Annotated in this window: 18 protein-coding genes; 13 read left to right on the plus strand and 5 right to left on the minus strand. The window is 72.7% G+C overall.

Going from position 1 to position 20,944, the window contains the following annotated elements; genetic code table 11:
• Positions 1-267: 267 nt before the first annotated feature.
• The gene (locus ACH4TL_RS44525; RefSeq protein ID WP_398331369.1) at positions 268-1,545 is read left to right on the plus strand and encodes a DUF6986 family protein; all 1,278 of its coding nucleotides are present in this window, start codon (positions 268-270) and stop codon (positions 1,543-1,545) included.
• Between the two features lie 102 nt (positions 1,546-1,647).
• Positions 1,648-2,862 (plus strand): hypothetical protein, encoded by a 1,215-nt coding sequence (locus ACH4TL_RS44530; RefSeq protein WP_398331366.1) that lies wholly within the window; start codon positions 1,648-1,650, stop codon positions 2,860-2,862.
• Here ACH4TL_RS44530 and ACH4TL_RS44535 read toward each other — a convergent pair.
• Entirely contained in the window at positions 2,846-3,478 is a 633-nt protein-coding gene (locus ACH4TL_RS44535; RefSeq protein WP_398331363.1) for a GAP family protein, read from the minus strand. The genes ACH4TL_RS44530 and ACH4TL_RS44535 overlap by 17 nt on opposite strands.
• A 200-nt stretch (positions 3,479-3,678) precedes the next feature.
• Between ACH4TL_RS44535 and ACH4TL_RS44540 the strand changes: the two genes are divergently transcribed.
• Positions 3,679-4,062, plus strand: a complete 384-nt coding sequence (locus ACH4TL_RS44540; protein ID WP_398331360.1) for an SHOCT domain-containing protein — start codon at positions 3,679-3,681, stop codon at positions 4,060-4,062.
• Between the two features lie 248 nt (positions 4,063-4,310).
• Here ACH4TL_RS44540 and ACH4TL_RS44545 read toward each other — a convergent pair whose 3' ends face one another.
• The gene (locus tag ACH4TL_RS44545) at positions 4,311-5,375 is read right to left on the minus strand and encodes a LacI family DNA-binding transcriptional regulator (RefSeq protein WP_398331357.1); all 1,065 of its coding nucleotides are present in this window, start codon (positions 5,373-5,375) and stop codon (positions 4,311-4,313) included.
• 147 nt (positions 5,376-5,522) lie between these two features.
• On the opposite strand from ACH4TL_RS44545, the gene ACH4TL_RS44550 reads away from it, so the two are divergent.
• Both ACH4TL_RS44550 and ACH4TL_RS44555 read left to right on the plus strand, forming a co-directional pair.
• Positions 5,523-6,497, plus strand: coding sequence for an ROK family protein (locus tag ACH4TL_RS44550; RefSeq protein WP_398331354.1), 975 nt, complete (start codon positions 5,523-5,525; stop codon positions 6,495-6,497).
• A 61-nt stretch (positions 6,498-6,558) separates the two neighbouring features.
• Positions 6,559-8,199, plus strand: a complete 1,641-nt coding sequence (locus ACH4TL_RS44555; RefSeq protein WP_398331351.1) for a serine/threonine-protein kinase — start codon at positions 6,559-6,561, stop codon at positions 8,197-8,199.
• 42 nt (positions 8,200-8,241) lie between these two features.
• On the opposite strand, the gene ACH4TL_RS44560 is transcribed toward ACH4TL_RS44555, so the two are convergent.
• On the minus strand, positions 8,242-10,278 hold the full coding sequence (locus ACH4TL_RS44560; RefSeq protein ID WP_398331348.1) for an NPCBM/NEW2 domain-containing protein: 2,037 nt from the start codon (positions 10,276-10,278) through the stop codon (positions 8,242-8,244).
• 237 nt (positions 10,279-10,515) lie between these two features.
• Here ACH4TL_RS44560 and ACH4TL_RS44565 point away from each other — a divergent pair, with 237 nt between their 5' ends.
• The 4 genes from ACH4TL_RS44565 to ACH4TL_RS44580 all read left to right on the plus strand — a co-directional run bounded on the left by ACH4TL_RS44565 (position 10,516) and on the right by ACH4TL_RS44580 (position 14,788).
• Complete coding sequence (locus ACH4TL_RS44565; protein WP_398331386.1) at positions 10,516-11,772, plus strand: ABC transporter substrate-binding protein; 1,257 nt, start codon at positions 10,516-10,518, stop codon at positions 11,770-11,772.
• Positions 11,773-11,784: 12 nt separating this feature from the next.
• Positions 11,785-12,699 (plus strand): carbohydrate ABC transporter permease, encoded by a 915-nt coding sequence (locus ACH4TL_RS44570; protein WP_398331344.1) that lies wholly within the window; start codon positions 11,785-11,787, stop codon positions 12,697-12,699.
• Positions 12,696-13,616, plus strand: a complete 921-nt coding sequence (locus ACH4TL_RS44575) for a carbohydrate ABC transporter permease (RefSeq protein WP_398331341.1) — start codon at positions 12,696-12,698, stop codon at positions 13,614-13,616. Before ACH4TL_RS44570 ends, ACH4TL_RS44575 begins: the two co-directional genes overlap by 4 nt.
• A 137-nt stretch (positions 13,617-13,753) precedes the next feature.
• Positions 13,754-14,788 carry an NUDIX domain-containing protein gene (locus ACH4TL_RS44580; protein WP_398331338.1) on the plus strand — a complete coding sequence of 345 codons (1,035 nt, stop codon included), beginning with the start codon at positions 13,754-13,756 and terminating at the stop codon, positions 14,786-14,788.
• 63 nt (positions 14,789-14,851) lie between these two features.
• On the opposite strand, the gene ACH4TL_RS44585 is transcribed toward ACH4TL_RS44580, so the two are convergent.
• Positions 14,852-16,213, minus strand: coding sequence for a dipeptidase (locus tag ACH4TL_RS44585; protein ID WP_398331335.1), 1,362 nt, complete (start codon positions 16,211-16,213; stop codon positions 14,852-14,854).
• A gap of 148 nt (positions 16,214-16,361) precedes the next feature.
• Between ACH4TL_RS44585 and ACH4TL_RS44590 the strand changes: the two genes are divergently transcribed.
• Positions 16,362-17,567 carry a geranylgeranyl reductase family protein gene (locus ACH4TL_RS44590; RefSeq protein WP_398331332.1) on the plus strand — a complete coding sequence of 402 codons (1,206 nt, stop codon included), beginning with the start codon at positions 16,362-16,364 and terminating at the stop codon, positions 17,565-17,567.
• Between the two features lie 10 nt (positions 17,568-17,577).
• Here the strand turns inward: ACH4TL_RS44590 and ACH4TL_RS44595 are convergent, their stop codons facing one another.
• The gene (locus tag ACH4TL_RS44595) at positions 17,578-18,033 is read right to left on the minus strand and encodes a nitroreductase/quinone reductase family protein (protein WP_398331329.1); all 456 of its coding nucleotides are present in this window, start codon (positions 18,031-18,033) and stop codon (positions 17,578-17,580) included.
• A 135-nt stretch (positions 18,034-18,168) separates the two neighbouring features.
• Between ACH4TL_RS44595 and ACH4TL_RS44600 the strand changes: the two genes are divergently transcribed.
• The 3 genes from ACH4TL_RS44600 to ACH4TL_RS44610 all read left to right on the plus strand — a co-directional run bounded on the left by ACH4TL_RS44600 (position 18,169) and on the right by ACH4TL_RS44610 (position 20,923).
• The gene (locus ACH4TL_RS44600) at positions 18,169-18,870 is read left to right on the plus strand and encodes a TetR/AcrR family transcriptional regulator (RefSeq protein WP_398331326.1); all 702 of its coding nucleotides are present in this window, start codon (positions 18,169-18,171) and stop codon (positions 18,868-18,870) included.
• Between the two features lie 95 nt (positions 18,871-18,965).
• A complete protein-coding gene (locus ACH4TL_RS44605; protein ID WP_398331323.1) occupies positions 18,966-20,252 on the plus strand; it encodes a sensor histidine kinase in 1,287 nt (428 codons plus the stop codon).
• A 5-nt stretch (positions 20,253-20,257) separates the two neighbouring features.
• Positions 20,258-20,923, plus strand: coding sequence for a response regulator (locus ACH4TL_RS44610; protein WP_398331384.1), 666 nt, complete (start codon positions 20,258-20,260; stop codon positions 20,921-20,923).
• Positions 20,924-20,944 lie beyond the last annotated feature (21 nt).

Here is a 20,944-nt window from a genome sequence, read left to right on the forward strand (position 1 = left end):
CCCCGATCTTCGACCTGGTCGACTACGGCGTGGTCGGCGACCTCTTCGAGGTCGTCCCGCAGCTCACCGAGGAGGTCAAGACCCGCAAGGGCTGACCGTCCGGCCGCTGTCGCCGAGGCCCCGTACGCACTGCGCGTACGGGGCCTCACGTGCGTCAATGGGGTGTTGACCTCCACTCGGGGCCCGTATAACTTCGCACTGCGGATACTTTTTTCCGCAACACGGAAAAGCTTGCAGTCGGACGACCTGAAAGGCGGAGGTGCGGGCATGACTCAGCACGAGAAGGCGGGGACCAGCCTGCCGCGTGGCGTACGCGAGGGGATCAGCGCGGACCTCGCCGCCGTCGACGCGGACCTCGCCCGCCGCTACCCGGGCGACTCCGGCACCCGCCAGCCCGTGCACACCGTCTACGTTCCCGCCGACGCCTTCACCGAGGGCACCGTGCGCGACTGGGGCGACCAGGCGCTCGCCGCCCTCGACGCCCACGCGCCCGACGCCGGGGCCCTCGCCGCCGTCCTCGGCATCCCCGCTGAACTGGCCGAGCCGGTGTACCGGCGGGTGCGCGCCAAGCTGGAGCGCGAACCGGTGGAGGATCTGCGCATCGACTTCGAGGACGGCTACGGGCCGCGCCCCGACGACGAGGAGGACGCCGCGGCCGCCCACGCCGCCACCGTGGTCGCCGCCGCCCACGCGGCGGGCACCGCGCCGCCGTACACGGGCATCCGCATGAAGTGCATGGAGGCCGCCGTCCGCGACCGCGGCATCCGCACCCTCGACATCTTCCTCACCGGACTGATGGACTCCGGCGGGCTGCCGGACGGGCTCGTGCTCACCCTCCCCAAGGTGACGTACGCCGAACAGGTCACCGCCATGGTCCGGCTGTGCGAGGAGTTCGAGAAGGCCCGCGGGCTGCCCGCGGGGCGGCTCGGCTTCGAGATCCAGATCGAGACCACCCAGTCCATCCTGGGCTCCGACGGCCGCGCCACCGTCGCCCGGATGATCGACGCGGCCCAGGGCCGGGCCACCGGACTGCACTACGGCACCTTCGACTACAGCGCCTCCTGCGGCGTCAGCGCCGCCCACCAGGCCATGGACCACCCGGTCGCCGACCACGCCAAGGCCGTCATGCAGGTCGCCGCCGCGGGCACCGGCGTACGGCTCTCCGACGGCTCGACCAATGTGCTTCCCGTAGGCCCCACCGAGCGCGTCCACGACGCCTGGCGGCTCCACCACCGCCTCGTCCGGCGGTCCCTGGCCCGCGCGTACTACCAGGGCTGGGACATGCACCCCGGCCATCTGCCCACCCGCTACGCCGCCGTCTACGCCTTCTACCGCGAGGGCCTGGAGACGGCCGCGGCCCGGCTCGCGGCGTATGTGAACCGCACCGGCGGGGACGTCATGGACGAGCCCGCCACCGCCAAGGCGCTCAGCGGCCATCTGCTGCGCGGTCTGGACTGCGGAGCGGTCGACGCCGCCGAGGTGGAGCGGCTGACCGGACTGGGCCGCGCCGAACTCGACGCCCTGGCGGGCCGCACCCCGCGCTGAACCCGCGCGGTCCGATGCCGGCACTGACCCGGCGGCCACATTCGCTCACCCCTCCGTGTCACCCGGGATGCGGTGCCGCCGGGGAGGGCGGGAGATGGTGGCATGGTCAGAAGTGCCGTGTCAGCCCTGCTGATCCTGCTCGGCTGCCTGCTCGTACCGGTGTCCGTGCTGACCGTGTGGGTCCACGGCATCGTCCTGGACACCGACCGCTACGTGGCGACGGTCGCCCCGCTGGCGACCGATCCGGCGATCCAGACGGCGGCCGTGGACCATGTCAGCGATGCCGTCGACCTCCGGCACAACAGCCGCAGGGTCACCTCCGACATCGCCGACTGGCTGCGCCACCAGGGCCTGCCGCCCCGGGCCGCCGACACCATCGAGAGCCTGGCCCCCCAACTGGACGCGGCCCTCGACCAGGCGGTGCGCAAGGTCGCCACGCACATCGTGCACACCGAGGAGTTCGCCGCCGTGTGGACCGGCGCCAACCGCGCCGCCCACGCGGCGGTCGTGCGCGCCCTCACCGGTGAGGGCGGCGGCCCGGTCGGGGTACGCGGCGACACCGTCACCCTGAACGTCGGCGCCGCCGTGGAGAAGGTCAAACTCCAGCTCGTGGACGCCGGATTCCCCTCCGCGCGCGACATCCCCGACATCCACCGGCGGACGATCCTCTTCCACTCCCAGCAGCTCCACCGCATCAAGCGGGCCGTGCGCCTGCTCGATGTGGCGGGCAACTGGCTTCCCACCCTGACCGTCGTGCTCGGCACCACCGGCGTCCTGCTCGCCCGGGGCCGCCGTCGCGCGCTCTCCCGCGCCGCCCTCGGGGTCGCCGTCGCCTCGCTCGCGCTGGCCCTGGCGCTCACCGTGGCCCGCCGGTACTGCCTGGACCATGTGCCGCCGGGCGTGCTGTCCCGGGCCGCCTCCTCGGCCCTCTTCGACACCGTCGTGCGCTTCCTGCGGGTCACCGTGCTCACCGTGCTGGTGCTCAGCGCCGCCGTCGCGGCCGGCGCCTATCTGGCCGGGCCCGGGCGGCTGCCGCGCACCCTACGGGCCACCGCCGAGCGCGCCGCCGACGCCGCCGCGCGGTGGGGCGCGGCCCGTGGGATGCGCACCGGGCGGGCCGGGGTGTGGACCGCGGAGCACCGGCGGGAGCTGACGGTCGCGGCGCTGCTGGCCCCGGCCGCCGTCTTCGCGCTGTGGAACCACCCCACGGTGCTGACCGTGCTGTTCCTGGTGCTGGTCCTGCTGGCCGTCCTCGCGGTGATCACGCTGCTGGCCGCGACGGGCCGGCTCAGGGAACGTCTCAGGGAGCGAGGATGAGCACGATGAACAGCAGGCAGGCGGCGACGTTGACCACCCAGCTGTGGGTGTTCAGCCACTCCCGCAGCCGGGGCATCGCCCGCCGCGCCCGGGTACCGAAGACCAGATAGACCAGCAGCGGCAGCGCCGCGATCAGCACGGTGGCCCCGATGAACGGCAGGGCCTGCACCAGGGCCGCCCGGTGCTGCTCCAGGGACGCTCCCACCGTCAGCATCACCATGATGTCCGACGGCATCAGCAGGATGACCAGCAGCCCGGCCCGCAGGGCCCGCAGAGGGCCCGCCTCCATCAGCGAGCCCAGCCACTTCGGCGGCTCGACGGACTCCCGGCGCACCATGTTCTTCACCGCCACCAGCACCAGCAGCCCCACCAGCACCAGCTGCACGATGGTCGCGGCCGCCCCCGGGTCGGACGGGCTGCCCGGCGCGACCGCCTCGCCCAGCAGCGCGAAGATCCCCCGGGCGATGGCGACCCCCACGGCCGTCGCGATCGCCACCCCCAGCAGAAACGCCGCTGACACCCGCACCGGCCGCGCGGTGGTCACCAGGATCACCGCCGCCACGATCTGCGGCCCCGCCATCATGGTGACGGCCAGCGGGAGAATCTGGAGGTCCATGGCCCGCCCTTCCGGCCCCGTCCGCCCTGCCTCCATTGGTACGCGCCCGGGCCCGCGCCGCACCCGCTGCTGCGCCGACCGGGTCGTTCCGCGCCCCCGGACGCGGCGCCCGCCGCCGTACTCTGGAAGCGTCGGCTCCGGTGGTGGCCGTCGGTGGTGGCGGTCGGTCCCGTCCGGCGCGTCCGGCTGGGAGGCAGACGATGGACTATCCATTGCTCAACGTGTTCTGGACCACGATGTGGATCTTCTTGTGGGTCCTGTGGCTGATGCTGCTGTTCCGGGTGATCGGGGACGTCTTCCGCGACGACTCGCTCAGCGGCTGGGCGAAGGCGGGCTGGTGCGTCTTCGTCATCGTCCTGCCCTTCCTCGGCGTCTTCGTGTACCTGATGGCACGGGGCCGCGGAATGGGCACGCGCGAGATGAAGCGGGCCGAGCAGGCGGAGGCGGAATTCCGGGAGTACGTCCGGGACACCGCCGCAACCGGTCACGCCGAGGAGCTCTCACGGCTCGTGGAGCTGAAGAACCACGGTGACATCACGGCCGAGGAGTACGAACGCGCCAAGGCCAAGGTGCTCGCCGCCTGAGGAGGCGGTAAGGCCGGATCAGGCGCGGAGGCCCGGGACACCGCCGCCGACGGGGTGCCGCCCTCCTGTGAGCGGCCCGCGGTGACCGGCCGCGCGGATCGTTCGCGTACGGCGCCCGGCCATCGCACCTCCTCCGTCCCGTCGGCTGAGGTCTCCCGGCCCTCCGCACCCCACGGTGCCGGGGGCCGGGAGCCGGGGCAACCGGGGCGGGGCCGTTCAGGACGCCGTTCCGGGCGGATCAGGGCCGCTCAGGCCGGGGGCGGCGGCAGTTCGCCCGAACCGCGGGCGATCAGGCGGGTCGGCAGCACGACCCGTCGCGGTGCGCCGCCCGCGCCGTCGAGACGGCGGAAGAGCAGATCAGCGGCGGTGCGGCCGAGACTGCCCGCGTCCTGGGCGACCACGGTGATGGCGGGGGAGAGCAGATCGGCCAGCTCGAAGTCGTCGAAGCCGACCAGCGCGACGGGGGCGGCGGGCGCGGGGCGCTCGGCGAGGACGCGTACCACCGTGACCGTCACCCGGTTGTTCCCCGCGAAGATCGCGGTGACCGGCTCGGCCGCGTCCAGCAGCGCGGCGGCCGCGCCGCGCACCCGCCGCGGGTCGGTGGGGCCGAGGGAGACCCAGCCGTCGTGGACCGGCAGCCCCGCCGCGGCCATCGCGGCGTGATAGCCGCGCAGCCGCTCGGCGGCGGTGTGGATGCCCGGCTGGTCGCCGAGGAAGCCGATCCGGCGGTGGCCGTGGGCGATCAGATGCGCGACCGCGTCCCGAGCGCCGCCGAAGCTGTCGGAGAGCACCGCGTCGGCGTCGATACGGCCCGCCGGACGGTCGACGAAGACGGTCGCCACACCGGCCGCCATCTCGGGCGCCAGGTAACGGTGGTCGTCGCCCGCCGGGATGACGACGAGGCCGTCCACCCGGCGCGCGCACAGGGCGAGCACCAACTCCTGCTCGCGCACCGGGTCCTCGGCGCTCGACCCGTTGATCAGCAGCGCGCCATGGGCCCGGGCCACCTCCTCCACGGCGCGGCTGAGCGGGCCGTAGAAGGGGTCGGCGAGATCCTCCAGGACGAGGCCGACGCTCGCGGTGCGCCCCTTGCGGAGGATGCGGGCGCTGTCGTTGCGGCGGAAGCCGAGCGCGGTGATCGCCTCCTGCACCCGGTGCTCGGTGTCGGGCGTGACGCCCGGCTCGCCGTTGACCACGCGCGAGACCGTCTTGAGGCCGACCCCGGCCCGGGCGGCGACGTCCTTCATCGTGGGCCGGGAGCCGTAGCGGTGCGGTGGGGTGCTGTCGGCGAGGTCCCGGGCGGTGTCGGTCACGGTGTGCTCGTCCCGTCGCTGGTCGTCGTGGCGGAAGGGGTGTCGAGCATAGCCTCTGGACAACGTTGTCAGCGGCAGGGAAGACTGTGGCCCCACACTGATGACATCGACTGATGACACCGACGCCCACCAGGAGAGCCGACCGCCATGGCACGTGACCTCATCGCCGCGCTCGACATCGGCGGCACCAAGATCGCGGGCGCCCTGGTGGACGGCGGCGGCAAGCTGGTCGTACGGGCCCGGCGCGCGACCCCCGCGCAGGGCGACGGCGCGGCGGTGATGCGGGAGGTCTCCGCGGTGCTCGGCGAACTCGCCGCCACCGCGCACTGGTCCCTGGTGGCCGCCGTCGGGATCGGCAGCGCGGGCCCCGTGGACGCCTCCGTGGGCACCGTCAACCCGGTCAACATCCCAGGATGGCGCGACTTCCCGCTGGTCGCCGGGGTCCGGGAGACCACCGGCGAACTGCCGGTCACCCTGGTCGGCGACGGACCGGCGATGACCGCCGGCGAGCACTGGCAGGGCGCGGCGCGCGGGCACGCGAGCGCGCTGTGCATGGTGGTGTCCACCGGCGTCGGCGGCGGCCTGGTGCTGAACGGACGGCTCCACCCCGGCCCCACGGGCAACGCCGGACACATCGGCCACATCAGCGTCGACCTCGACGGCGATCTGTGCCCGTGCGGCGGGCGCGGCTGCGTCGAGCGCATCGCCAGCGGCCCCAACATCGCCCGCCGGGCGCTGTCCGGCGGCTGGCGGCCCGGCCCGGACGGCGACACCAGCGCCGCGGCCGTCGCCGTCGCCGCGCGCGACGGCGACCCGGTCGCACGCGCCTCCTTCGACCGCGCGGCCCAGGCCCTGGCCGCCGGGATCGCCGCGACCGCCGCGCTCGTCGAGATCGAGGTGGCGGTGATCGGCGGCGGGGTCGCGGGCGCCGGTGATGTGCTCTTCGCGCCCCTGCGGCGCGCCCTGCGCGACTACGCGACCCTGAGCTACGTACAGGGCCTGGAGGTCGTACCGGCGCAGATGGGCACCGACGCGGGCCTCGTCGGCGCGGCCGCCGCGGCGGCCCAGGAACAGCGGCTGGAGGATTTCGGCCCCCTGGGCGCGCCTGCCGGTCCGAGTTGAGCCCCACTGTCACCGGCTCCGCCTAAGCTGTTCGCTCACTGCTTGCGATGCGAGGGGACCGATGGTGGCACCGGGGGACATGGGCGGTGATCTGTCCGGCAGGCTGCTGGGCGGTCGCTACCGGGTGACGGAGCAGATCGGCCGCGGCGGCATGGGCGTGGTCTGCCGGGCGGTGGACGAACTGCTGGGCCGTGAGGTCGCGGTCAAAGTGCTGCGCGCCTACACCGACGCGTCCGGCGCGGAGCTGGCCGATCTGCGCACCCGGATGCAGCGCGAGGCGCGCGCCGCGGCCCGCATCCGCCATGCGGGTGTCATCACCGTGCACGATGTGGCCGACGAGGGCGGGCTGCCGGTCATCGTCATGGAGCTGATCGACGGCCCGTCACTCGACGACCTGATCGACGAGCGCGGCGTCGTCGACCCCCTGGAGGCCGCGCGGATCGGCGCGCAGGTGGCCGACGCGCTCGCCGCGGGCCATGACGCCGGGGTGCTGCACCGCGATGTGAAGCCGGGCAACGTGCTGCTCGACCACAGGGGCCGGGTCGTGCTCACCGACTTCGGCATCGCGAGCATGGAGGCGCCCGACGACGGCGCGACCACCAAGCTGACCCGCAGCGGCGAGCTGATCGGCTCGCTGGACTACCTGGCGCCGGAGCGCGCCCAGGGCCAGGAGCCGGGCCCGGCGTCCGACGTATGGGCGCTGGGCATGACGCTGTACGCGGCGGTGGAGGGCTCGTCGCCGTTCCGCCGCACCTCCGTGTGGTCGACGCTGACCGCGATCGTCACCGAGCCGCTGCCGGAGCCCCGGCTGGCCGGTCCGCTGACGCCCGTCCTGCGCGAGCTGATGGACAAGGACCCGGAGGGGCGTCCCACGGCGGCCGAGGCGCGGCAGCTGCTGGCGGCCGTCGCCGCCGGGGCCGCGCCGCAGCCCTCTCCTCCACCGGCGCCGCCGCGGGCGCCGCGGGTGACGCGGACCCCGACCGCACCGGATGTCGCGGCCCGGCCGCCCGCGGGCGCCCCTCCCGGGGAGGGCGGCGTGCCGGGGCCGGGACCCGGGCGGACGCGCGCGCTGGTGGCGGCGGCGGTCGCCGGGGTGGTGCTCGTCGGGGGCGGGGTGACGTACGCGCTGCTCGGCGGCGCCGGCGACCCCACGGCGGCGGGCCGCTCGCCGGACCCGACGAGATCCGGGTCGCCGGAGTCCGGGGGAGGGGACCGCGCGGCGACGGGCGAGGCGGGCACGAGCGGCCCGCGGGCGAGCGGGGTGGCGTCCCCCTCGGCCTCGCGCGCACCGGGCGGCTCCGACGACGGGCCGGAGGACGGCCCGTCCGACGCCAAGGGCGGCGGGGCGGAGGACGACGACGGCAAGGGCGGGACCGGGAAGGGCAGCAGCGCCTCCCCGGCGTCCAGCCCCGGCACCGCGCCCGCGTGCCGTGACCTCGGCGGCGGCAAGTACAACTGCGTGGTGTGGCGCGACGCCACGTCGTACACCCACGGCGGCGAACCGGTCGGCACCCTGAAGCAGGGCGTCAACTACTTCTACTGCCAGGAGAATCTGAACCGCCCGGAGCGGTACGGCAAGTGGACGAACATCTGGTGGGCGAGGACGGACGACGACAACGGCAACAAGGACGTGTACGTGAGCGATGTGTACGTGCGGGGCGGCGACAACGACCAGCCCCTCCCCGGGCTGCCGGTCTGCTGAGACGGCGGTCAGGGGGAGCGGGCCGGTCGCCGGGGCCGGGCGTCAGCAGCTGAACGCCGCGTCCGCCCAGTCCCCGTGGTCGCTGGTGACGTCGTCGCCGCCGTCGGTGACGACGAGCCGGACCGTCGTCGCGCCGTCGATCGCGGCGCTGATGGCCTTGGCCGGATCGGCGTTGGCCAGCGTCCCGGTCGACAGCACCTTGGTGCCGTCCGCCCACACCTCGAAGGCGACCGTTCCCGCGGTGCCCTCCTCGTCGTCCACGCCGACCTTCGCGGTGAAGGCGGTGCAGCGGCCGCCGGTGTAGTACGTGACCTCACTGGGGGCGTGCACGCCCAGGCCCTTGGCGTGGACGGTCCCGTCGAGGGTGATCGGATGACCGTCGCCCGCCGCGTTCTCGCCGACGCTGGTGTCCTTCTCGGCCGGGCCCCAGCCGTTGGCCGCGCTCAGCCACGGCAGATCGCTCGCGTAGGTGGCGCCGGAGGGCGGCGCGACCACCACGTGGACCGGCACGGGCAGTTCGGTGGTGACCTCGTCGCCGCGCGCCGAGCGGTAGTCGGCCCGTACGGTCAGCTCGTACGCCCCGGGCTCGGCGCCCTTCGGAGCGGTGACCTGCCAGCGGGTGGCGAGCCTGCTGCCGGCGGGCAGGGTGGCGGCCCGGGTCGGCCCGGTGGTCCTGATCCGCCAGCCTTCGGGGCCGGTGAGCCGGACCCGGGCCTGATGGGCCGGGGTGCCGCCGACGTTGCGGAGCGCCGTCTCGACCGGGGCGGTGGCTCCGGCCTCGGTCAGCGGGGCGGCGCCGACGCCGAGTTCGGCGGCGGGCGGGTAGGAGGCCCAGCGGCGGTCGGCGGAGACCCGGTAGAGCACCGTGCCATGGGCCGGGACGGTGGCCGTGACCGAGCCCGCGGTGTTGTGGTCCTCGTGCCGCCACAGATCGCGCAGCCGGTATCCGTCCGCCTGAGGCAGGCCGAGCCGGGCCGCGGTGGTGGTGATCCGCTGCGGCTGATCGCTCTCGTTGAAGAGGGCGACGGCGCGGCTGCCGTCCGCCATCTCCTTGGAGATCACCCAGCGGCCGCCCTCGGAGGAGAGCACGGTGCCCTGCTTGCCCAGCGGGTCCTGGTCCACGGCGATGACATCGCGGTTGCCGAGGATGTCGAACGCCTTGGCGTCGGCCTTGCGCAGATCGGTGCCGATCAGCAGCGGCGCGGCCATGATCGACCACAGCGAGAAGTGGCTGCGGTACTCGGTGTCCGTCATACCGCCGTTGCCGACCTCCAGCATGTCGGGGTCGTTCCAGTGGCCGGGCCCGGCGTACGGGGCGAGCGGCAGGTTCTTCTTGGCGATCGACAGCATGCTGCCCCAGCTGTCGCTGATGTCACCGGTGGTGCGCCAGAGTTGGCCGACATCCGCCGCCCATTCCCACGGCTTGTTCTGCCCCCATTCGCAGATGCTGTAGACGATCGGACGCCCGGTGGTCTCGGAGGCGGCCTTCAGCGCGTCCCGCATGGTGCGGTAGCGCTGCTTGGCGTCCACGCCCTGGTTATTGCAGTTGTCGTACTTGAGGTAGTCGATTCCCCAGCCGGCGAACTGCTGGGCGTCCGACCTTTCATGGCCCAGCGCCCCGGGGAAGCCCGCGGTGTTGCAGGTCTTGGTGCCCGCGCTGGTGTAGATGCCGATTTTGAGGCCCTTGGAGTGGACGTAGTCGGCGACGGCCTTGATCCCGTTCGGGAAGCGCGCCGGGTCCGGGACGAGCTTGCCGTCCGCGTCGCGCTGCGGCAGCGCCCAGCAGTCGTCGAGGTTGACGTAGGTGTATCCGGCGTCCTTGAGGCCCTTGTTCACGAAGATGTCGGCGATGCCCTTGACCATCGCCTCGTTGAAGTCCGCGCGGCAGTGGGTGGAGTTCCAGTTGTTGAAGCCCATCGGCGGGGTGAGCGCGAGCCCGTCCGCGGCCGGGGCGGGCTGCTCGGAGCGGCCGGGCTGGGCCGCCGCGGCCGGGAGGGTGAGACCGGCCGCGCTGAGCAGCGCGGCGGCCAGACCTCCGATGACTCGATGTCTCGCGGTGCGTAAAGAGCGGTGGCGCATGATGCGGGTCCTCCGTTCTCAACGGGTGACGCAGCGTCGCGAGCGCGTCACATGCGAGCGTTTACGGTAGGCCGTGTTGGAGTCTGTTGGAAGAGATGCGATAACAGTTGTTCGATATCTCGTCAAAACCCTTGACTGCGCCGCCTCTTGCTCGATGTGATCCAGCCACTCGCGTTCGGTTGTGTTTGATTGATCCTCTGTGGAGGGCTCGTGGCACAGTCATCGTCAGGACATCGGATCTCCCGTCGGGCGCTGCTCCGCGGCACCGCGGTCGGAGCCGGGGCGGTCACCCTCCCCGCGCTCCTCACCGCCTGCGGCGGTCCGGGCAACGAGGTGAAGATGGGCTCCAACGCCTCGGACGCCGTGCCCCGCAAGGCGTTCGCCGAGGTGTTCGCGGCGTACGAGAAGAAGTCCGACAAGAAGGTCAAGGTCAACACCGTCAACCACGAGGCCTTCCAGGAGGGCATCAACCGCTATCTGAAGGGCACCCCCGACGACGTCTTCATGTGGTTCGCCGGATACCGCATGCAGTTCTTCGCCGAGCAGGGGCAGCTCGCCGAGATCGGCGATCTCTGGAAGGGCTTCAGCGGCTTCTCCGACGCGCTCAAGAAGCAGTCCACCGGCAAGGACGGCAAGCAGTACTTCGTGCCGTACTACTACTATCCGTGGGCCGTCTTCTACCGGAAGAGCGTCTTCGAGCGGCACGGCTACGAGATCCCCAAGACCTTCGACGAGTACCGGGCGCTCGCCAAGCGGATGGACAAGGACGGCCTCGACGCCATCGCCTTCGGCGACAAGGACGGCTGGCCCGCCATGGGGACCTTCGACTATCTCAATATGCGGGCCAACGGCTACGACTTCCATGTCTCGCTGATGGGCGGCAAGGAGTCCTGGACCGATCCCCGGGTCAAGCACGTCTTCGACCTGTGGCGCGGCCTCATGCCGTACCACCAGCAGGGCGCCAACGGGCGCACCTGGCAGGAGGCCGCGCAGAGCCTGGCACAGAAGAAGTCCGGCATGGCGGTCTTCGGGCTGCCCCACCCCGGACAGCAGTTCTCCGCCGCCGACCGCGACGACCTGGACTTCTTCCCCTTCCCCGAAATCGACTCCGCCTACGGCCAGGACGCGGTCGAGGCGCCGATCGACGGATTCCTGCTGGCGAAGAAGTCCAAGCGGCAGAAGGAGGGCAAGGAACTGCTGAAGTACCTCGCCACGCCCGCCGCCGAGGAGATCTATCTGAAGCGGGACCCCAACAACATCGCGTGCAACGACAAGGCGGCCACCTCCTCCTACAACGCGCTCCAGAAGAAGGCGGTCGAACTCGTCTCAGGGGCCAAGCAGATATCGCAGTTCATGGACCGCGACACCCGCCCCGACTTCGCGTCGCAGGTGATGATCCGGGCGATCCAGCAATTCATCAACAAGCCGAACGACATCGACACCCTGACCAAGGACATCGAGTCCCAGAAGAAGACCATGTTCGCCGACAGCTAGGAGACTCGCGCCGTGCCGCTCACCACCGCGCGGCGTGCCAAACGGCGGGGGCCGCGGAGGTTCACCTCCCGCGACCTCGCCGTCATCGGCGTGCTGCTGGGCATACCCGTCCTGCTCGACCTGGCCCTGGTCTGGGGCCCGACCCTCGCCTCCATCGGACTGTCCTTCACCAGTTGGGACGGGATCGGCGACCTCCACTGGGTCGGTTTCGACAACTACCGGAACCTGTTCACCGACTATCCGCCCTTCTGGCCCGCCGTACGCAACAACCTGCTCTGGGTGGCCTTTCTCGGCCTCGTCGCCACGCCCTTCGGGCTGCTGCTGGCCGTCCTGCTCGACAAGGGCGTCCGGTTCAGCCGCTTCTACCAGTCCACGCTCTACATGCCGGTGGTGCTGTCGCTCGCCATCGTCGGCTTCATCGCCCAGCTGATCTTCTCCCGCGACCAGGGCGCGCTGAACGCGATTCTCGGGAATAAGAGCCATCCGGTGGACTGGATCGGCGATCCCGACCTCAATATCTGGATGGTGCTGCTCGCGGCCGCCTGGCGGCACACCGGGTATGTGATGATCCTCTATCTGGCGGGGCTCAAATCCGTCGATCCCTCGCTCAAGGAGGCCGCCGCGATCGACGGCGCGAGCGAGTCCCAGACCTTCTTCCGGGTCGTGCTGCCCACGCTGCGGCCGGTCAATGTGATCGTCGGAGTCATCACGGTCATCGAGGCGCTGCGCGCGTTCGACATCGTCTACGCCATCAATCACGGCCGCAATGGGCTGGAACTGCTCTCCGTACTGGTCACCGACAACATCATCGGTGAGGCCAGCCGGATCGGATTCGGCTCCGCCATCGCCGTCGTCCTGCTCACCGTGTCGCTGGGATTCATCGTGACCTATCTGGTCCAGGAGCTGCGAGGGGAGAAGAAGGGATGATCACCGATATCCGCCCGGCCTCCGCACCGGACGCCGCCACGGTGACCGGTCCGGGGCGGCGCCGGGTCCGCCCCGGGCGGCTCGGGCTGCACGCCTTCCTGATGACCGTCTCGCTGGCCTTTCTCGCCCCGCTGCTGCTCGCCGTCTACGCCTCGCTGCGGCCGTACGAGGAGACCGCCGAATACGGCTATTTCTCGCTGCCGCGCCATCTGTCCTTCGACTACTACAAGCAGGCGTTCACCGACTCCGGAATGAGCAAGTATTTCCTCAACTCGATCCTCATCGCGGTCCCCGGAGTGCTGCTGACGCTGTTTCTCGCGTCCTTCGTGGCCTTCTCCGTCACCCGGCTGAAAATGCGCGGCGGGCTGGTCCTGCTGATGGTGTTCACTGCGGGGAACCTGCTGCCGCAGCAGGTCATCGTCACCCCGCTCTATGTCCTGTTCACCAAGATCGATCTGCCCTACTGGATGTCGGACTCGATGACGATGTACGACTCCTACTGGGCCGTCATCGCCGTCCAGGTCGCCTTCCAGGTCGGGTTCTGCGTCTTCGTCCTCGCGAATTTCATGCGCACCCTGCCGATCGAGATCATCGAGGCGGCGGTGGTGGACGGCGCGGGGGTGTGGACGCGGTACTGGCGCATCACGCTGCCGCTGTGCCGACCGGCCCTCGCCGCGCTCGCCACGCTGCAATTCACCTGGATGTACAACGACTTCCTGTGGGCGCTCGTCTTCATCTCCGACGGCGACAAGCTGCCCGTCACCTCCGCGCTCAACAATCTGCGCGGGCAGTTCTTCACGGACTACAACCTGCTGGCAGCGGGCTCGGTGCTGGTCGCACTGCCCACGGTGCTCGTCTTCCTGCTGCTCCAGCGCCACTTCATCGCCGGGCTCACGCTCGGGGCCAACAAGGGGTGATGGGGGAGGGGTCACTGTGGCGCACGGGGCCACAGTGACCCCTGGGATGCGGGCGATCCCTCACTCAGTCGTATTCGGGCGTTTCCGTGGCAGGGTGATGCGGGCAACTGTCAGGAGGCGATGGATTAGGGGGAAATGTGATCGTCTGGCTGAACGGTGCGTTCGGCGCGGGGAAGACCGCCGCGGCCCGTGAGTTGGTGGACTTCATGCCCGGCAGCACGTTCTACGACCCGGAGCTGGTCGGCAACGGTCTGCGCATGATGCTGCCGCGCAAGCGTCTGGAACAGGTCTCCGACTACCAGGACCTGCCCTCGTGGCGGCGGCTCGTCGTGGACACCGGTGCCGCGCTGATCGCGGAGGTCGGCGGCCCGCTCGTGGTCCCGATGACGATCCTCAGACAGGAGTACCGGGACGAGATCTTCGGCGGCTTCGCCGCCCGGCGGATTCCCGTGCGGCATGTCCTGCTGCACACCGACGAAACGATCCTTCGCCGGCGCATAGCCGAGCGCGAGGAGATACCCGGCGACGCGGAGGCCAGCGAGTCCGTGCGCCGCTGGTGCCTGGACCACCTCGCGCCCTACCGCGCGGCCCTGAGCTGGCTGACCACCGACGCCCATGTGGTCGACACCACCGGGCTCACTCCGCGCCAGACCGCCGAGCGGGTCGCCGACGCCGTCCGCGAGGGCGCCGGGAGCTGCGACATCGTGCAGACGCCCGAGCCGACGGCCGAAACCCTGGCGGCCGGGGTCCTGCTCTTCGACGAGGCCGACCGGGTGCTGCTGGTCGACCCCACGTACAAGCCCGGCTGGGAGTTCCCCGGCGGCGTCGTCGAGCGCGGCGAGCCGCCGATGTGCGCCGGGCGCCGGGAGGTGGCCGAGGAGCTGGGCGTACGGCTGAAGGAGCCGCTGCGGCTGCTCGTCGCCGACTGGGAACGCCCCCAGCCGCCCGGCCACGGGGGCCTGCGGCTGCTGTTCGACGGCGGTCGCCTCACCACAGGGGAGGCCCAGGAGGTGCTGCTGCCCGGCGCCGAACTGCGCGGCTGGCGCTTCGTCACCGAGGCCGAGGCCGCCGACCTGCTGCCCCCGGTCCGCCTCAGCCGCCTCCGCTGGGCCCTCCGCGCCCGCGAACAGGGCCGCCCGCTGTACCTGGAGGCCGGAGTCCCGGTGGGCTGACCGCCGCCCGTACCGCCGTCGCCCCGGAGGCCCGGCCTCCGGGGCGACGGCGCGGGGCTTACCTCAGGGCTTCTTGCTGGTGGCGTACGTGGTCAGGAACAGGGCCTCGGTGAGGGACAGCTTCTCCAGCTCCTCCGGGGACACGCTCTCGTTGACCGCGTGGATCTGCGCCTCCGGCTCGCTCAGGCCGATCAGCAGGATCTCCGCCTCCGGGTACAGCGTGGCGAGCGTGTTGCACAGCGGGATCGAGCCACCCTGGCCCGCGGTCGCCATCTCCTGGCCGTCGTACGCCACCCGCATGGCCTCGCGCATCGCCTCGTACGCCGGGCTGCCGGTGTCCGCGCGGAACGGCTGGCCCTGGCCGACCTGTTCCACCGCGACCCGCGCGCCCCACGGCGCTGCCGCCTCCAGGTGGGCGGTCAGCAGCCGGTTCGCCTCGGCCGCGTCGACGCCCGGCGGCACCCGCAGGCTGACCAGAGCCCGCGCGCTTGCCTGGACGGAGGGGGTGGCGCCGACGACCGGCGGGCAGTCGATGCCCAGCACCGTGGCTGAGGGGCGGGCCCAGATGCGGTCGGCGACCGTGCCCGAGCCGGTCAGCTCGACCCCGTCCAGCACCCCGGCGTCCTTGCGGAAGTCCTCCTCCGGGTACTGGAGGCCGTCCCAGGACGTGTCCGGGCAGAGGCCGTCGACCGTGGTCGAGCCGTCCTCCGCGCGCAGCGAGTCCAGGATCCGGATCAGCGCGGCGAGCGCGTCCGGGGCGGCGCCGCCGAACTGCCCGGAGTGCAGATTCCCCGCGAGGGTGTCCACCGAGACGCGCAGCAGCGTCATCCCGCGCAGCGTCGCGGTGACGGTCGGCAGCCCCACCCGGAAGTTGCCCGCGTCGCCGATCACGATCGCGTCGGCGGTGAGCAGTTCCGGATGGGCCTCGGCGTACCGCTCCAGGCCGCCCGTGCCCTGCTCCTCCGAACCCTCCACGATCACCTTGACGTTGACCGGGACGCCGCCGTGCTCCTTGAGCGCGCGCAGCGCCGTGAGGTGCATGATGAAGCCGCCCTTGCAGTCCGCCGCGCCGCGCCCGTACCAGCGGCCGTGCCGCTCGGTCAGCTCGAAGGGCGGGCTGAGCCAGGCGTCCTCGTCCAGCGGCGGCTGCACGTCGTAGTGCGCGTAGAGCAGCACCGTCGGGGCGCCGGCCGGGCCGGGCAGGAAGCCGTAGACGGACTGGGTGCCGTCCGGGGTGTCCAGCAGCGCCACGTCCTGGAACCCCTCGGCGCGCAGCGCGGCCGCGACCCACTCCGCGGCGGCCTCGCATCCGCTGCGCGGGAACTGCGCCGGGTCCGCCACCGACGGGAAGGCCACCAGCTCGGCCAGCTCGGCCAGGGCACGGGGCTGGAGTGCGGCGACGGTGGCGGCGAGGTCCTGTGCCATGGGGGAACGCTCCTGGGATACACGGCGTCGGGCGGTGAGGTGCGGGTTGCGCGGTGGGGCGATCATCCCACAGCAGGTGCGCGCGGAGGTGAGCCGTAGGATGCCCGGTAGGCGCATGCAGGACGGGCGATTGGGAGCGGAAGCACACGTGAGCAGCGACAACGCAACCCCGGACAAAGAGACGGTATGGGATGTCGTCGTGGTCGGCGCGGGGCCCGCGGGTGCCTCCGCGGCCCACGCCGCGGCGTGCGCCGGCCGCCGGGTGCTGCTGTTGGAGAAGGCCGAACTGCCGCGCTACAAGACCTGCGGCGGTGGCATCATCGGCCCGTCGCGCGAGGCGCTGCCGCCCGGTTTCGAACTGCCGCTGCGCGAGCGCGTGCACGCGGTGACCTTCTCGATGAACGGCAAGCTGTCCCGTACCCGCCGCTCCAAGCACGTGCTGTTCGGGCTCATCAACCGACCGGAGTTCGACGCCGGTCTGGTCGAGGCGGCCAAGGACGCGGGCGCCGAGGTACGTACCGGCGTGGCCGTCAGCCGCGTCGAGCAGCACGGCCCGTCCGTGCCGGACCGCCGCACCGTGGCCGTCGTGCTCGCGGACGGCGAGACGGTGCTGGCGCGGGCCGTGGTCGGCGCGGACGGCAGTGCGAGCCGGATAGGGGCGCACGTCGGGGTGAAGCTGGACCAGGTCGACCTCGGCCTGGAGGCGGAGATCCCCGTTCCGGAGACGGTCGCCGAGGACTGGGCGGGCCGGGTGCTCATCGACTGGGGCCCGATGCCCGGGAGCTACGGCTGGGTCTTCCCCAAGGGCGACACGCTGACCGTCGGCGTCATCTCGGCGCGCGGCGAGGGCGCGGGCACCAAGCGCTACCTCGAGGACTTCATCGCCCGGCTCGGCCTCGCCGGATTCGAGCCGAGCATGTCCTCCGGCCATCTGACCCGCTGCCGCGCCGACGACTCGCCGCTCTCCCGCGGCCGGGTGCTGGTGTGCGGGGACGCGGCCGGGCTGCTGGAGCCGTGGACGCGGGAGGGGATCTCCTTCGCGCTGCGCTCGGGCCGCCTCGCGGGGGAGTGGGCGGTACGGATCGCCGAGGCGCACGACGCGGTGGACGCCCGGCGCCAGGCGCTCAACTACGCCTTCGCGATCAAGGCCGGTCTGGGCGTGGAGATGGGCGTCGGACGGCGGCTGTACGCGGTGTTCGCCCGCCGACCCGGGATGTTCCACGCGGCGATCACCGGCTTCCGCCCGGCGTGGCGGGCGTTCACGAAGATCACGCGGGGCACGACGACCCTGGCCGACCTGGTCCGTACGCATCCGGCGGCGCGGCGCGCCCTGGCGGCGATGGACAAGAAGTAGTAGCGGACGCCTACTTGCCGGTGGCGTCGACGCGGAAGACCGGGTGCATGGGCGCGATCCGGGCGAGTTCGGCGTCCGGGGAGGTGGCGGTCACGCTGTCGAAGAAGGCGCCGACCTCCCACCCCCACCGCCGCAGATAGGCCCGCAGCACCGCCGCCTTCTCCTCGCCCTCGGGCAGTTCGGCGGCGGTGAACGGCCGTGTTCCGCGGCCCTGGCGCAGCTGTCCGCCGCCGGACGCCCGCAGGTTGCGCACCCACTGGGATTCACCGCGCGCCGAGACGAGATAGCGCCCGCCGTCCAGGGCCAGCGGGTTGACCGGGACGCGCCGCAACGCCCCGCTGGACCGGCCGGGCACTGACAGCTCCGCCGCGCCGAAGAGGCTGAGCCCATGGCGCGCCAGCCAGGCCACGGCGCGGTGGACGGGCACCTCGAAGCGGCCGGGCTCGATGTAGTGGTGCGATGTCATGACGTCCTCCGCAGGCCGTGAGCCACGATGAGAGCGGTGCTCTCGTTCTAGAGCATTGTTGCGCGGTCGCCCAGCCTTCGCAAGAGCAGTGCTCTCTTTTTGGGGCGCCGATCCGAAAGGTGGCAGACTGGCCGCATGACCGCGATCCGAGGGGCCAGGGAACGGGCCCGCGCCGAAGTGACCGCCGCCATCAAGGAAGAGGCCCGCCGCCAGCTCGCCGACCAGGGCGCGGCCAAGCTGTCGCTCCGGGCCGTCGCACGCGAGCTGGGCATGGTCTCCTCCGCGCTCTACCGCTACTACCCGAGCCGCGACGAACTGCTGACCGCGCTCATCGTGGACGCGTACGACGCGATCGGCGCCGCCGCCGAGGGCGCGCTCGCCGCGACGCGCGGCGACGACGCCCCCGTGGCGCGCTGGACCGCGGTCTGCCGGGCGGCCAGGGGCTGGGCGCTCGCCCACCCGCACGAGTACGCGCTGATCTACGGCTCCCCGGTGCCGGGTTACTCCGCGCCGCAGACCACCGTCGCCCCCGCGTCCCGCGTCGCCCTCGCCCTCATCGCCGTCATCCGCGACGCCCACGCCGCGGGCGCCCTGCGCGTACCGGAGGGGACGGAGGAACTGCCGGAGGAGGTGCGGGCGGACGTGGCGCCCCTGGCCGACGCCCTCGGCACCGAACTGCCCGCTCCGGTGCTGGCGGCGCTCGTCGCGGCGTGGGCGCAGCTGTTCGGGCTGATCAGCTTCGAGCTGTTCGGCCAGTTCCAGAAGGTCGTGGAGGCGCGGGAGGAGTTCTTCGCACACACGGCCGCCGCCCTGGGACGGCAGGTGGGCCTGGGGTAGCGCGCCCTCGTAGCGCCGCCTACTCCGGCGGGAGTACGGGCGGCCACCACGCGCGGGGGACGCCGTTCGCCGCGGCCGGGTCTAGCGTTGCCGGTATGCACGCATTCACGGGGGAGCCGGGGCGCGGGCCGGGCAGATGGTGGCGCGGCGGGCCGTGGCCCGCGGGGCCGTTCGGGCCGCCCGGCACCGGTGTGCCCTGGCGCTCCTCGCTCGCCGTCGCCGTCGTCCAGCTGATGGGTACCGGGTTCGCCGCACACCGGCAGCCCGAGCGGGCGGACCTGGGCCCCGGCGTCTACGCGCTGCTGCTCGCCGGGCCCGCGCTGCTGCTCCTGCGCCATCGCCATCCGCGGCTCACCGTCCTGGGCGTCGCGGCGGTGACCCTGGGCTATCTCGCCGCGGGCGGCCCGGGCGGCCCGGTCTTCCTCAGCGTCGTCGTGGCCTGCGTCGCCGCTGTCGCCGCCGGGCAGCGGGTGGCGGCCTGGTGCGCGGTCGGCGCGCTGTGGGCGGGACGGCTGCTCATCGCGCACTGGCTCTACCGCTGGCTGCCGCCCCCGGGCGACAGGCCCGCCGGATGGGGACAGGAGGTGGCGGTCGCGGCCTGGGCGGTGGCGGTGCTCGCCGCGGCCGAACTCGTGCGCGCACGGCGCGAGCAGTGGGCCCGTGAACGGGCGGAGCGGGCCGCGGCGGTACGGCGCCGGGCGGACGAGGAGCGGCTGCGGATCGCCCGCGAACTGCACGACGTCCTCGCCCACAGCATCTCGGTCATCAATGTGCAGGCGGGGGTCGGCCTCGCCCTCCTGGACCAGGACCCCGAACAGGCCCGCACCGCGCTGACCACCATCAAGGCGGCCAGCAAGGAGGCGCTGGGCGAGGTCCGCCAGGTCCTGGACACCCTGCGCGCCTCCGGCGCCGCGCCGCGCCAGCCCGCCCCCGGCCTCGACCGGCTGCCGGAGCTGACCGAACAGGCCGCGGGCGCGGGGCTGACGGTGGAGGTGGAGACGGAGGGCGTACGGGCCGTCCTGCCGCCGGGCACCGACCTGGCCGCGTTCCGCATCGTCCAGGAGGCGCTGACCAACATCGTCCGCCACTCCGGCGCCCGGACCGCGCGCGTCCGGTTGTCCTACGCCCCCGGCGAGCTGGCGCTCCGGGTGGACGACGACGGCCCGGCGACCACGGACGACAGAGCGGACAACAGGACGGACGACACGGCGGACCGTGCGACGGGCGGCGGCAACGGCCTGGTCGGCATGCGCGAGCGCGCCGCGGCCCTCGGCGGCACGGTGGACGCGGGCCCGCGCCCCGACGGCGGCTTCCGCGTGCACGCCCGCATCCCGCGCACCCCCAGGACAGCCACGCCCGACGCGACCGAGGAGCCCCCGTGAGCCGAGTGATCCGCGTCCTGCTCGCCGACGACCAGATCCTGGTCCGCGCGGGCTTCCGGGCGCTGCTGGCCGCTCAGCCGGACATCGACGTGGTCGCCGAGGCCGCCGACGGGGAACAGGCCCTGAAGGAGGTGCGGGAGCACCGCCCCGATGTCGTGCTCATGGACATCCGCATGCCCCTCCTCGACGGCCTCGCCGCGACCCGCCGGATCACCGAGGACCCCGCCCTCGCCGAGGTGAAGGTGGTCATGCTGACCACCTTCGAGCTGGACGAGTACGTCTTCGAGGCCATCCGCGGCGGCGCCTCCGGCTTCCTGGTCAAGGACACCGAACCGGAGGAGCTGCTGCGCGCCGTACGGGCCGTGGTCGACGGCGACGCGCTGCTGTCGCCCGGGGTCACCCGCCGCCTCATCGCCGAGTTCGCCGCCCGCTCCAAGGAGCCCGCGCCCGCGTCGGTCCTCGGCGAACTGACCGAGCGGGAACGGGAGGTGATGGCCCTGGTCGGAATCGGCCTGTCCAACGAGGAGATCGCGCGGCGGCTGGTCGTCAGCCCGCTCACCGCCAAGACCCATGTGAGCCGCACGATGGTCAAGCTGGGCGCGCGCGACCGCGCCCAACTCGTCGTCCTCGCCTACGAGTCGGGCCTGGTGCGCCCGGGCTGGCTGGGCTGATCCTCCCGGGGCCCCGCCGCG

It is taken from the genome of Streptomyces sp. NPDC021115 (assembly GCF_044333065.1).
Taxonomy (GTDB): domain Bacteria; phylum Actinomycetota; class Actinomycetes; order Streptomycetales; family Streptomycetaceae; genus Streptomyces.